The following is a 14,525-nucleotide window of genomic DNA, read 5'->3' as shown; positions in this document are numbered from 1 at the left end:
GAACAGAGAAGTTAAGCCCGTTAGCGCCGATGGTACTGCACTTCGTGGAAGAGTAGGTCGCCGCCTTTTTTGAATCCCTTCATTAGAAATAGTGAAGGGATTTTTTGTTGTTAATTTCTTCCTAGGCCTCATACTTATCTATTTTAAAAGGGTTCTCGATACGATTTTTCGTTCCTCAAAATCACTCGAACTGACATTGAGGCTAATCATTTAAATAATCAAAATGCTAAGGTGTATTTATTAGAGGCATAATAATTATCTTTAGACTTATCTAAACTAATTAGTTCTAGATTTATTTGAAACCATGATTTACACCATTATAGATGTTGAAACTACAGGAAAAAGCAATAAGCTTACTGAGATATCTATTTTTAAATACGATGGTACACAGGTTGTTGATGAGTATACCTCTTTAATTAATCCGCAGCAATGGATTCCAGATTATATCACAACACTTACGGGTATTGATAATGGTATGGTAGCTAATGCACCAACGTTTTCTGACATTGCACAGGATATTTTGAGGTTTACCGAAAACTGCATTTTTGTAGCGCATAATGTGAATTTTGATTATAACGCTATTCGGAATGAGTTTAAAGCTGTTGGTATAGACTTTAATAAAAAGAAACTGTGTACCATTCGGTTGGCTCGAAAACTGATTCCTGGGCATAAATCGTATAGTTTAGGGAAATTGTGTAATGCTTTGCATATTCCTATTAAAGATCGACATCGGGCTAGGGGTGATGCAGAAGCTACTGTTATTTTGTTTGAACTTTTATTGAATCAAGAGGGTGCGGACACTGTGTTTAAAGATTTCTTAAAAAAATCATCTAAGGAAGCCACATTGCCTTCTCATCTACCAACGGCGGTTTTTAATAATTTACCGAATACACCTGGAGTGTATTATTTTAAAAATAAAAAAGGCAAAATTATTTATGTTGGCAAAGCTAAAGACATAAAGAAGCGGGTGTTAAGTCATTTTTATAGTAAAACGAAGAAATCTTTAGCCATTTGCAGAGAGACGGCTGATATAGATTTTGCGCTTTCTGGCAGTGAACTTATTGCGTTACTAATGGAAGATGCTGCTATTAAACAACATTACCCAGAATACAACCAAGTGGCTAAGCGTGCGCCCAAAATGCATGCTATTTTTAGTTACACCGATAGAAAAGGGATTATCCATATAGCCTACAATACACTTAAGGCGACACCAAACCCGATACTGACGTTGCATTCTATAACCGAATGCCGACAGCAAATAGAACAGTTGTGTAGCCAATTTGAACTTTGTCCTAAATATTGCCATTTACAAGAAGCTGTTGCTACATGTAACCATTTTAAAATACATACTTGTAAAGGTGTTTGTAAAGATGAAGAAACCGCAGAACACTATAACCAACGTGTTTTACAAGCTTTAGAGAGTTTAAACAATACTAAAAAAGATGTTATTTTAAAACAAAAAGGCAGATACGATTACGAAGATGCCTTTATTATGATTGAAAAAGGTACGTATTTGGGTTATGGTTTTATTGATAAAACGGAGCAGTTAAACAACACCGAAGATTTTGAAACTTTTTTAATACGGCAACAAGATAATAGTGATATTCAAAAGATAATTAGGAAGATGTTAGTTGAGGAATGCCATTGAGAGGAATAAAAACTGAATCGTCATCGCGAGGTACGAAGCGATCTGTTCCTCATGTTGTCATTGCGAGGTACGAAGCAATCTGGTTAATGGTTTACGTTTCTTTTCATGAGATTGCTTCGTCCTTCGTGCCTCGCAATAACGTTATAAGTCATCAAATAAATCCTTCCAATCAGGGTTTATACTCGTTATTAGCGCTATTTTTTGTGATCTACTTCCAGCTTTTAATTGTTTTTCTCTGCCAATAGCATCACCTATCATTTGGTACGCTTCATGATATACTAATTTGTTTAAATTATAGCGGGCTGTAAATGATCTTTTGTTAAATTTCTCTTCGTTGATAGATTTGCATGAGTAAAAACAATTAAAAACCTACTTTTTAACGTTTAGCTCAATCTTAACTTTTTCTTGCTTATTGATTTTTACATTTTTTTGATTATCATCATACATACCAATAATAAGGCCAGCAGCACCAGCAGCAATGGCATATGGCTGAATATTTTGATCTATAACACAATCCCCAGCCTCAGTTATAAGGCTGGCTATACCCAATAAACTTCCTCTACTTTTTAAGATTGCACCTTTTGTGTAACCTATTTGACTAATAGGTACATTATTACATATTCCTTTGGCATAATATTTTAATTGTTTTTCAAGCTGAATACGATCAGAATCATTGTTACCATTTTCAAAAGCTCTTAAACTTTCAAAAAAATCAATACCAATTGACCCAGTTCTTAGTTTTATTAACTCTTCTGGCTCTGTGTTTTTTAACGCCTGAATAGTAGGCAATTCTATTTCAAAATCCGCTGATTCATATTTTTCATTTTTGAAATCATTGTATATAAACTCATTATCTGCAAGAAAGTCGGAATCTCTCTTATAAACTGGGAAATTAATTGTTCGGTTTATCTTGTCACCAAAATTCATATGATGGCATTGATTAAGCCAAGACCAATATATTTCTAGACATAAAGCAGTTTCCTTATCATTAACAAACTTTAGAACATAATCTAAAAAAACACCTTGTTTGATATCTTCAACATTAAAAAGTGCAGCAATTGCCGTTAAAATATCAGTACGCCTTAATCCTGCATCGCTTCCGTTCTCAGAACTCTTAATAGTAGCATCTTCAAAGCATTTATTTCTCCATGGTTCACTTTTGTCCCAAACACGACGCCTCATTCTAACTGTGTCGCTATTTGGATCTTCAAAGTCTTTTATTGGCATTTCTTTTTGATAAAAATTTTCACGTAGTAATCGTTCATATCCTTGACCAAAACTCTCTGGCTCACCTTTATAGAATGTATCAGGCCAATGTTGAACATTGCCTCGTTGATCCCAACCTGTTTGAATATTTTGGAGATAAGATTTAAATCTTGGATCTTTTAAGTTTTTAGGATTAAAATTATTAGTATTGGCACCAAATTTTTCTATTAGGAATTCGAATAAGTTCTTCATACTATTAACTGAAGTATCACTTATTGCTGGAATTACCAATCCGTTTTTTGCAGCTTCACCAAACAGCGACGTCTTTCCTTCTCCATATCTATAAGCGTGATCAAGTAAATATTTAGAGTTAAAAAAATAGGCTTCATGTAGAAGAATACTTTCTTGAAAAAGAATATTTTGAAATAAGCTTTTCTCAAAATTAGTAAAGTCCATTTCATGTTCGATTGCAGCATCAGCGGCGTTAAAGAAATTCGAGTTTTTAAGCAATCTTTCTGAATCCATATTTTTTAATTTATTAAATATTTAATACTAGTTATGCACTCCAATCACTAAACTGACCTTCAGCTTGTTCCATAATTTCTGCTAAAATTTCATTGAGTTTCGATATTGAAACTTTGCCTCGTAATTCTTTTTTAACGGCTAAACGAATGGCTGCTTTTGCATTTTCTTTTTTGGTCCAATCGAGTTGTAAGTTGGATTTTACCGCTTTTACTACGCCATGTACGATATCTTGCATTGGGCCTTTTTCCTTGATGATGTCTCGTTTTGCGGCGAGGATATCGTAAAAGGCTAATTCTTCTTCTGTTAGTCCTAATTCTTCGGTTCGCTTATCGTCTTGTTGCAATTCTTGCGCACGTTCTACCAATTCTGCAATGGTGGCATAACTGTCTAGCGCATTATTATGATAGCGGTCTATGACTTTTTCTAATTCTTCTTTAAGTGATGTGTATTTCTTAATGTTTTTGTGCAAGCGCAGTTTGATTTCATCCTTTAGAATATTCTTGATAATTTCAATCTTTAAAGCATTCCCATCTTTTTCTTTTTTAGCGCCTAATAAGAAGGTTTCATCTAAAATAGAAATGTCAGGTTTTTCAATTCCAGCCATGGCAAATACATCAACTATGTCTTCGGAATCGATACTCTGTGAAATCAGTTCCTTGATTTGTTTTTGTTGTTCGCTTCGAGAGGATTTTACAGACTTGGCGTTTCGGACTGCTTTTGAAACATGTTGCACATACAATACATCAACGGCAAACTCCTGAATGGCTGGCTGACTTTTCACAATAGACAATAAACCAGAGAGCTTTTTCTCTGCTTTCATAAAGTTATTGGCATTGTCATCATATTTTATTACGTGATTAACTCCTTTATGAACTAAAAGTGTTCTTTCTGCTTCACGTAGTTGTTTCCAATCTGAATAATCCACACTTTCAGGAATCATAGTTTTGCAATAGTCCACCTGATTATAGAATAGTTCCAACGCCTGCTCCATATCGATGGTTGGTTTACCTTTTCCACCGCTTCCAGTATACTTTTCAGTCGCAGATTTTAGATTATCTCCAATACCAATATAATCGACAATCACGCCATTTTCTTTGTCCTTAAAGACTCGGTTAGTTCTGGTGATGGCTTGCATTAAGTTATGACCACGCATAATCTTATCTACGTACATGGTGTGTACGGCAGGGGCATCAAAGCCTGTGAGCCACATGTCTCGAACTATCACGATCTTAAGCGGGTCTTCTTCTTTTCTGAAACGTTTCTTTAAGGCTTCCTGAGCATCTTTGGTTCTAAAATGTGGATTCCACTCTATGGGGTCTTTGGATATGTTTCCTGTCATTACTACAGCCACTTCTGGGCAATCGTCTAAGGCGGTTAAGGCGTCGTACATTTTTACACAATTCCGACGACTCATACAAACGACCATCGCCTTTCCATCTAAGGTTTCGATACGTTTGGTAAAATGCTGTAAAATGTCTTTGGCAATTTTATTCACGCGGTCTTCACTACCTGCGGCATCTTCTATAGCAGCCCATTTGAGATTGCCTGTATCTTCTTCACCTTCGGTAATAGTATCTACTTCATCGTCTATGTTTTCATTCCAAAGGTGTAGCTTAGCTAAACGTGGCTCATAATAGATGTTTACCGTGGCTTTATCTTCCACCGCTTGTTTGATATCGTAGGTATGAATCACATTTCCGAAGACTTCTTCGGTATCAGCATCTTTAGAATCTACTGGTGTTCCTGTAAAGCCAATAAAGGATGCTTTGGGTAAGGCTTTCCGTAAGTTAGAAGCAAAACCATCGAGTAAGCCGTATTGGGTACGATGGGCTTCATCTGCCATCACTATAATATTTTCGCGCTCCGACAATACAGGATGTTCCAATTCGCCTAAGGTGTTGTCTGTGGTTTGCTTTAAGCGAAACTTTTCAATCGTGGTAAAAATCACACCTCCAGCACCTACAGATAAAAGCTGTCTTAAATCGTTGGTACTTTCGGCATGGTGTACATCGCCTACCAAATCTTTCGCCAGGACAAAATTCTCATAGAGTTGCATGTCTAAATCGCTACGGTCTACCTGTACCACAATGGTAGGATTTCGCAATTCTGGTAAACTGCGCAGAATGCCTGTATAGATGGCCATGGAAATACTTTTACCAGAGCCTTGGGTGTGCCAAATGACACCAATACGACCATCGCCAAAGGGACGCACCGATTGCTTCGCGGCCGTTACGGCAAAGTTGACCCCAAAAAACTGGTGGTACTTGGCGCCTTTTTTAATGAGTGTGCCGTTATGGTCTTCGTGAAAGATGAAGTTTTTGATATAGTTGAGCAAACGGTCTTTTGGGAAGAGCCCAAACAAAAGCGTGTGCATTTGGAAATCGTCTTCCTGAACCGTGTCTTTGCCATTGATGCTTTTCCAAGGGGCAAACCACTCCATACCCGAACTAAACATGCCATGTTGTGCTTCATTGCCATCGCTTATGATAGTGAGCGCATTGTACTCAAACAATTGCGGTATGTCTTTTTTGTAGTGCTGTATTTGGTTGTGAGCTTCTTTTAGGTTGGTGTTTTCGTCGTACCAGTTTTTAAGCTCAAATACCACTAATGGTAAGCCGTTTATGTAAATGATAATGTCTGGTCGGCGTTTGTTTTTGCCTGTAATACTAAACTGATTGACTGCCCAAAAACTGTTATTTTCTGAGTGGTCATAATCTATAGGATAGACATGTACCGCTTTTTCGTTGCCTTGGGCATCCTCATAATTAAGGTCGATACCTTTGGTACATTTAAGGTGAAAGCTACGGTTGCGATGCTCCAAGTCTGCGCCGACATTATTGGTAAACTCAGCTACAGCCAAGGTTTGCATATCACTAGGTAACTGCGGATAGGTTTTTTTGATAAAGGCCAACAACTGGTCTTTAAGTACCACATCTTTTGGTTGGTGTACAATTTTGGCCCCGTCTTTATGGGTGTAGCCTAAATCGTCTAACCAATCTATTGTAGCCTGTTCAATTGTAGCCTCAGTTGTCATTTTAATAATTTTAGATTAGCGAGTGGATTCCTGCCTGCGCAGGAATGACAAAACGCTTGTTCTATAGTGGCTTCTGTGGTCATAAAACGGTCTCGATTTGTTTTTTGAATTCTTTTAAACGTACCTCTCCACCAATGAGTTTCGGTAATAATGTATCTCGTAGTTGGATTAAGGATTGATTTTCCTTTAAGTTGTTCGACTGTCTCTGCTCGAACGGTTCAACTATATTTTGAAATTCATTCTGTATATCAATACTTGGTAATGCCATCGGTAAATGTCCAATTACGTCAAATGTAATTTGAGGAAAAGTTCCTGAACGTGACTCTGCAATCATTTGAAATTCATCAATTGTATCTTGTCTAGTTAAAATTCGATAAAGTAATCTATTATTGATGTTTTCATTGTTTCTTATAATCATAAACTTTGTAGAAACCACATATTCACTTGAATCAAAATCTACATACGCATACCTTTTGTTTTTTGGTCTAATCTCACTATAAAGAATATCATTTGGTTCAATAACTTTTTTTGCTTGACCAGGTAATCCATCAATCTCTGAATAATTACTATGCAAAAATGAACCATTCTGCACATCACCAGTATTAACAAAGACTACTTTATCCTTTTCTTTAAAGTCAAAAGTTTTTGAAAACTTAAATGCAACTTCATCCAACCGTTTCACTTCCCAACCTTTAGGGATGGGTCCGAGTGCGCTGTCGATGAATTCGCCGTCTTGAAACGGCCCAAAATCTACAAACCAATGTTTGTAAAGTGCCATTGCCATATCTTCAAGGGTTTTATTAATGGCGAGGTTGTTTTCTATTTTTTCGTCTATGGCTGAGAGGATGCTTGCTATGGCTTTTTGTTCTGGTAGTGGTGGTAGGTTGAATTCAATATGAGAAATCGCATCAAATGTAATTTGAGGAAAAGTACCTGAACGACCTTCAGCAATCATTTGCAATTCTGCAAGTTTTTGATTTGAAGTAAGCAACTGTAAGAAATATTTTTGGTCAACGATTGAATTATCGGAAACTATAACCATAAACTTTGTAGATACCACGTAGTTGTCAACATCCCTATCTACTAGCGCATATCTTCTGTTTTTTGGTCTGATCTCACTAAATAAAATATCGCCTTTTTTTATAGCTTTTTTTGCTTGACCTGGCAACCCATCACCATCTTTTATTTCACTATGCAAGAACTTACCCTCTAAAACATCACCAGTATTTATGAATACGACTTTTTGATGTTTGTCGAAATCAAATCTTCTTGAGACATTTTCTGCAATATCGCCAAGTTTATATGTTTTCCAGTTGTTGGGCATTAGGTTATATACTTAAAAATGATTTGTCGTTAACTGAGATAAGGTCTTGAATATTCAAGTCTTGACTAATATATTTCTCATAAAGCGTATCGTTTAATTCAAGAATATCCTCAATACTATGAATTGGTATAGAATCAGTCAGCCAATAAGTTGTAACATCAATACTGTATGCGAGATAGTATTTTAAGCTGCTTGTTAATAATAAAATGTTCATGTTTTTAGCAGCGTCATGGACAATCTGATTTCTTGTTCTATAGATTCTAGTTAGATGATGTTCTAAATTTAACTCATGTTTTTTTAAGTATTCCATGCAGTTTTTATCAATAAAACGTTGTTTTAGTCTCATGGCTCTGAATGAAATTAATGGATTTGATAGGTAATTATTAATATAGAATTTGCCTAAGCAATCATCTTCTAACATGAAACTTAGGTCTTCATCATCATAGCTATGAATCTCATCTTGCAAGTTCAACCTTTTAACGTTATCTCTAAAATCGTTAAATAGCCTTTGAACATAACCTAAAGTATGTATTTTTTTAAAATAGTCTTTAATTCTGTTAATTGTTCCTTTGGCAAATTGTGATGAGTACAAATATTCTAGACCAAACCAATAATTAATAAATTCGTGTTCCACCTCTACAGATTCACTCCCCAATCTAAAATATCTAATGGCAGAAGCCAATTTTTCTTTTGTGTCTTCATCAATATTAGAATTATGATTTATTGCTTTTAACTTGCTTGAAAATGTATCATAAACAAATTCACCTTTTTTATAATTACCATCGAGTTCATAGTTATATTTTAAATATTCCCAATTATCTTGATTGTCGTCAGGAACTATTAAAACTTTATCATATAGGCCTAAACTATGGTCTATAAAACCAATATTAATTATGTCAAATAACTCTGAAAGCTTATTTCTACCTTCTTTAAAAGCCATGAAAAAATCATTTGCTGTAACCACAACCTTGAAAAACCTAATGCTTCTTGAATTATTTATGAATGATTTAAGGTCCTTATTTACCTTTTTTGTGGTTCCTGTAAAAGAAGTTTTGATATCCTCTAAAATTTCGATGTTATTATCTACAGTAGTTAGATGTTGAATGATTTGTTTAGGAAAACTACATTTAAAGTAGACCGAATAATTTTCTGCTTTTTGTGTCAAAAAGAATTTTTTGAAATCTGTAAATGTATCATCAAAAGAGTTTTTTTGACTAACAAAAAGATAATTCATTGACCTATATAAGAATCTCGTACTATAACCTAAACTGACTAATTCAGAACATAGATAGGTTGTATATTTATCAATGCGAGCATAGGAGTTAAATATGCAATTAGGTTCATTTCCTTTAGAATTTAAATCAATTTCTATTTTTTCAAAGAGGCTATTTAAATACTCCTTATTGTACTCAAGCAGTAGTCTAGTCATGAGTTTTATTTTTGGCAAATCTGATTCTTGTGCCTTATTTAGAAGTTTTAGATACTGTTGTTTTGAAAATTCTGGATAGTTGAGAATATCATCTTCTTTTATAAGATTTCTTGTTTCTTCAATTACTAAAAGAACTGTTGGATTAAAATGAAAAATAACTCCTTTTTTCAATTCTTTTATAACCAGTAGAAGTTCCCTTAAAATCCCTAATGGACCAAGTAATCTAATTCTATATGAATCTATTGTTTGTCTATGCAATAGTTCTATATATCTCTCTACAAATAGAACTTGACATGGATTATATCTTGATTTTATTTCTTTTATTCCTTTCATGTTAAATAATATAACTTATGCTACTTGGTATAATAATTGTTTATATATTTGTATAACTAAATAAGCAATTAAAGAATTAAAGATAAAAAATGGGAGTTTAAATAATTTGGTCTGAGGTATAATCCCGCTAATTGTTTTTAACTCCCTTAAGAAACAGGCTCGGATTTTCAATCCGAGCTTTTTTTTGTTCAATTTAAAACTTTTCAAAATTCTCTAAAATCTGTTGTTGTAAGGTATTACCCTTGGTAAACTGCTCTTGTAATTGCGCTTTTAGGGTTTCCATTTTGTCCTCAAAAGGGATACCATCGTCTTCTATGGCTTCGGTGCCTACGTAAATACCTGGTGTGAGTTTGTAGTCTTGTTTGGCTACCTCGTCTATGGTGGCGGTGTAGCAGAAGCCGGGCTGGTCCTCATATTTTTGAGATTCTTCGCTGTCGCTCTGAATGACATTGCGCCATGCGTGATAGGCGTCTGTGGCTTTTTGTAAGTCGGCTTCATCAAAGACACGTAGCTTACGGCTTTCCATACGACCGAGTTTAGACATGTCTATAAACAACACTTCGTTAAGGCGTTCTCTATGTTCTCCATCTTTACCATCTCGGTTTTTACTCAGAATAAAAATACAAGCTGGGATTCCTGTGGTTAAAAAGAGCTTGTCTGGTAAACGTACAATACAATCTACCATACCCTTATCTACCATGAATTGGCGTACGTTTTTTTCACCTTTGTTATTTGAGGTCATAGCGCCATTTGCCATAACGACTGCTGCTGTACCTCTATCGCTTAAGTGGTTCCAAAAGGTTTGCATCCACATAAAATTGGCATTACCATCTGTGGTAAATTCTTCTTTTGGTCCGAAGAGTCTTGGGTCGTTTTCTGGTAAATCCTCTGGATGCCATTGGCTGACATTAAAGGGTGGATTTACGATGATGTAATCTGCCTTGAGGTATGGGAATTTGTCTTGTAATAGGGAATCTCCAAGTCTTACATCAAAAGACAAGTCGCGTAAAGCGAGATTCATTTTACATAAGCGCAAGGTGCCATCATAACGTTCTTGTCCGTAAATAGAAATGTTCTTTTTATCACCGCCATGGGCTTGTAAAAACTTTAAGGATTGTACAAACATACCACCAGAACCACAAGCAGCATCAAAGATTTTACCCTGATAGGGTTCTATCATTTCTACTAATAAACGTACAATACTTCCTGGTGTAAAGAATTGACCTGCACCAGAGCCTTCGGCAATGGCAAACTTGCCAATATAATACTCATACACACGCCCTAAAATATCGCTATCTGGATTTTCTTTTTCTGAGAGTTTAGGGTTGGCGAGTAGATTAATTAATCCAGCCACTTGTTTTGCAGTAAGTTGACTTTTTACAAAAATACGTGGTAAGATGCCTTTAAGGTCTGGTCTGTATTGCGCCAGTGTTTCATCGAGTAAATCAAAAGCGTCATCGACTAAGACCTTGATATTATCTTGTTCTGCATTATCCTGTAAAAATTGCCATGTTGCTTTTTTAGGAATTATATATGTGTTTTTAGACAAGTACTCGTCTGGGTCTTCTAATACATAGTTTTGTTCTTCTTTATCTTGGGTATAATACTCAGATTTTGGGTCGTTGAATAGGTTTTTTATAGTATCTCGACGTAATTCGTAACGCTCTGAAACATGTTTTAGAAATATTAGAGGTAAGACAAAGTCTTTATATTGATTTTCGGCAACTGCCCCACGAAGTTCGTTGGCAGCTTTCCAGAGTTCTTGCTCAAAATTGATATCGGCTTTTGTTTTGGTTTTGGTCATTTATAAAATTTCGTAAATAGGCTGGTTTAGGTGGTTTTTTTGTTTGTAAGGTTAAAAATAAACATCTTTATAAGAATAATAGCACTTTTTTGAATTATTTATGTTTAGAATTACTATTTGTAATAGGTGCTATTTTTTTGTTTGAGAAAAATATGAATGAGATTGCTTCGTCGTCCCGATAGCTATCGGGATTCCTCGCAATGCCATTAGCAAATAGAAACTGTTTTTTTAGGTTTGAAACTGGCTTATGCAAACACGCCCCGCGGGAGCGATAGTAGCCCTTCGACAAGCTCAGGACAGGCTCCATCCTTTAAGCTGATTTTTAAATGGTTTGAAAAGTGACCCTCGCAAATAGTCTATTTTTTTGGTTAGAAACTGACTTCGGCAGGCACGTGCGGGAGCGATAGTAGCGGCATCCTTTTTATGATGAGGGAAGTACTGAGGTTTGGTTTGGTCTATACATTTGGCAGATTGCTTCGTCGCTGCACTTCTCGCAATGACGTGAATAAAAAGATACAGCGGATAGCGCGGTTTTTGCTTTTTTCGGCAAAAACCCGCCCTAAAAATTACTCAGAATTAGTATCTTCCGAGTTCTTAAATTTACTGTTTGGATGCGTGATAATAGGGAACTGGAATTGGCGTGGGAATTTGTGAACCATACGAACCGTTCGATTTTTTTAACGGGTAAGGCTGGTACGGGGAAGACCACGTTTTTGCACCGTTTGAAGATGCATAGTTTAAAGCGTTTGGTGGTGGTGGCGCCTACGGGTGTTGCGGCGATTAATGCTAAGGGCGTGACGATACATTCGTTTTTTCAGATGCCTTTTGGCCCCATTTTGCCTGATACGGATTTGAATGCGAGCAAGGGGTTTAACCGCAAGTTTAGCAAAACGAAGATTAATATTATTAAGAGTATGGATCTTTTGGTGATTGACGAGATTAGTATGGTGCGTGCGGATTTGCTGGATGGGATTGATAGAACGCTGCGCCGTTTTAGAAACCGAAATAAGGTGTTTGGCGGAGTGCAGGTGTTGATGATTGGCGATTTGCAACAACTAAGCCCAGTGATTAAGGAGCAGGAGTGGGCGTTGTTGCAGCATGTGTATAAAAATGGGTTCTTTTTTAGTAGTAAGGCGTTTGCGGAGTGTAACGCGATTACTATTGAGTTGCGGCATATTTACAGGCAGGAGAATCCGAAATTTATTGAGATACTTAATGAGATTAGAAACAATGCCTTGAGTGCTGCGGGGGCTGAGGCGCTGAACGAACGCTATATTCCTGATTTTACACCCGAGCCTGATGCGGGTTATATTAGTTTAACCACACATAATAATAAAGCGGAGGCAACCAATAGGAGTGAGCTGGGGAAGTTAACGACGAAACCGTTTACCTATAGGGCGGAAGTGGATGGGAAATTCCCCGAGTATGCCTACCCGAATGCTGTGGATTTGGAGTTGAAAGTTGGTGCGCAGGTGATGTTTGTTAAGAATGATAGTGACCCTGCGAAACGCTATTTTAACGGTAAGATTGGAAAAGTGATTTTGTTGGATCGCGATGAAGTGGTGGTGCATTGCCCCGAGGATGATTTTAATATTAATGTAACACCTGAAACTTGGGAGAATATTAATTATTCGGTAGATGCTGAAACGAAGGCGATTACTGAAGAGAAAATAGGGAGTTATACCCAAATGCCGTTACGACTGGCGTGGAGTATTACCATACATAAAAGCCAAGGTTTAACCTTTGAAAAGGCGATTATTGATGCGGCTGGTGCGTTTGCGCATGGGCAGACTTATGTGGCGTTGAGTAGATGTAAATCGTTAGAGGGTTTGGTGTTGAAGAGCAAAATACATTCTAGCCAGATTATTAGCGATGGTAATGTGACGCGTTTTAATGATGCTGCTGAGGCCAATGCGCCTGATGAAAAGGTTTTGGCGGATTCGCAACGGCAGTTTCAGCTGGATTTGATTGCGGAAGTGTTTGCGTTTTATGGGTTTTTGTATCCGTTGAACAGGATTTTAGATGTGTATTATAAAAACAGAACGGTGGTAGAAGGGAAGGTGGAAGCTACTTTTGTGCCTATAAAAGAATGTATTACTCACTTTTTGAAAGTGGCTAATGGGTTTAATAGTCAGTTGCAACAACTTGCTGAGGACGGTGGTTTGCCTGAAGACAGTGCGGTGATACAAGAGCGGTTTAAAAAGGGGATTGCCTATTTTAAAACGGAGACCGAAACTAAAATTTTAGCGCCTTTAAAAACCTTTGGGTTTACTACAGATAACCAAGCGGTAGGTGGTGAGATTACCAAACAGTTGGATGCTTTTGAGGATTTTTTAACGGTTAAGGTATTGTATTTTAAGGGTTTAGATGATGGGTTTAATGCGAAGCGTTTTTTAGAGTTGCGGGCAAAATCGGTATTTTCTGGAAAAGAAAAACCAAAGAAAGCACGTAAAGCGGTTGTTGAAGGCACGAGCAATGTGGAACTGTTTGAAAAGTTACGTTTGTTACGGAATGACATTGCGGAGGAGAAGGATTTGATCCATTATCAGATTTTTGCTCAAAAAACCTTGTATGAAATGTGTGAAACCTTACCCACAAATAAAGCGGAGTTGCTTAAGGTGAATGGTATGGGTAAAACCCGTGTGGAAAAATATGGGTCTGCTATTTTAAAGGTGATTCGCGCCTATTGTGAGGAACATGATATTGAAACGGCAGCCGATGTTGAAATTTTTGATGCGCCTAAACCGAAACGCCAAAAAGGGGATACGAAAAAAGAATCTTTGGCACTCTTTAAATCAGGGAAATCGGTTAACGAAATTGCAGATATTAGAGAGTTAAATGTTAATACCATTATTGGGCATTTGGCGAGTTTTATGGATTCTGGTGAGGTGAAGATTACCGATTTGATTTCTGAGGCCCATTATGAGGAGTTGAAAGTTTTGATTCCGAAGACTACTTTTGAGAATTTATCGGATTTGAAACATCAGTTGGATGATAAGTATAGTTATGGGGAAGTGCGGTTGGTGGTGGACGACATTTTAAATTCAAATGACAAAAACTAAATTCCAAGTGGCAAAACCTAAATTTGAATTATAGGGGCATTATTTGGGGATGTATTTTAGGTTTCGACTGCGCTCAACCTGACATAGATATTTGATTTTATTGTAAGGATTTGTAGTTGTTTGGACTAAACCTAAATCGTTTACGAAATTCAAATTATTT

The 14,525-nt window shown here is 36.5% G+C and carries 7 protein-coding genes; 2 read left to right on the top strand and 5 right to left on the bottom strand.

Annotation, left to right across the window (positions count from 1 at the left end; genetic code table 11):
* Positions 1-304: 304 nt before the first annotated feature.
* Positions 305-1,648: an exonuclease domain-containing protein gene (locus EYD45_RS15390; RefSeq protein WP_130965478.1), complete on the top strand. Its 1,344-nt coding sequence runs from the start codon at positions 305-307 to the stop codon at positions 1,646-1,648.
* 369 nt (positions 1,649-2,017) lie between these two features.
* Here EYD45_RS15390 and EYD45_RS15380 read toward each other — a convergent pair whose 3' ends face one another.
* From EYD45_RS15380 to EYD45_RS15360, 5 genes are all read right to left on the bottom strand, one after another.
* Positions 2,018-3,379, bottom strand: a complete 1,362-nt coding sequence (locus EYD45_RS15380) for a hypothetical protein (protein WP_130965476.1) — start codon at positions 3,377-3,379, stop codon at positions 2,018-2,020.
* A 31-nt stretch (positions 3,380-3,410) separates the two neighbouring features.
* Positions 3,411-6,413 carry a type I restriction endonuclease subunit R gene (locus EYD45_RS15375; RefSeq protein ID WP_130965474.1) on the bottom strand — a complete coding sequence of 1,001 codons (3,003 nt, stop codon included), beginning with the start codon at positions 6,411-6,413 and terminating at the stop codon, positions 3,411-3,413.
* Positions 6,414-6,492: 79 nt separating this feature from the next.
* Positions 6,493-7,737: a restriction endonuclease subunit S gene (locus EYD45_RS15370; protein WP_130965472.1), complete on the bottom strand. Its 1,245-nt coding sequence runs from the start codon at positions 7,735-7,737 to the stop codon at positions 6,493-6,495.
* Positions 7,738-7,741: 4 nt separating this feature from the next.
* Positions 7,742-9,499 carry a hypothetical protein gene (locus EYD45_RS15365; RefSeq protein ID WP_130965471.1) on the bottom strand — a complete coding sequence of 586 codons (1,758 nt, stop codon included), beginning with the start codon at positions 9,497-9,499 and terminating at the stop codon, positions 7,742-7,744.
* A gap of 193 nt (positions 9,500-9,692) precedes the next feature.
* Positions 9,693-11,303, bottom strand: a complete 1,611-nt coding sequence (locus EYD45_RS15360) for a type I restriction-modification system subunit M (RefSeq protein WP_130965469.1) — start codon at positions 11,301-11,303, stop codon at positions 9,693-9,695.
* Positions 11,304-11,914: 611 nt separating this feature from the next.
* Here EYD45_RS15360 and EYD45_RS15355 point away from each other — a divergent pair.
* On the top strand, positions 11,915-14,365 hold the full coding sequence (locus tag EYD45_RS15355; RefSeq protein ID WP_130965468.1) for a helix-turn-helix domain-containing protein: 2,451 nt from the start codon (positions 11,915-11,917) through the stop codon (positions 14,363-14,365).
* Positions 14,366-14,525: the final 160 nt, after the last annotated feature.

It is taken from the genome of Hyunsoonleella flava (genome assembly GCF_004310325.1).
Classification (GTDB): Bacteria; Bacteroidota; Bacteroidia; order Flavobacteriales; family Flavobacteriaceae; genus Jejuia; species Jejuia flava.
This window is presented reverse-complemented; position numbering and strand designations above follow the sequence as displayed.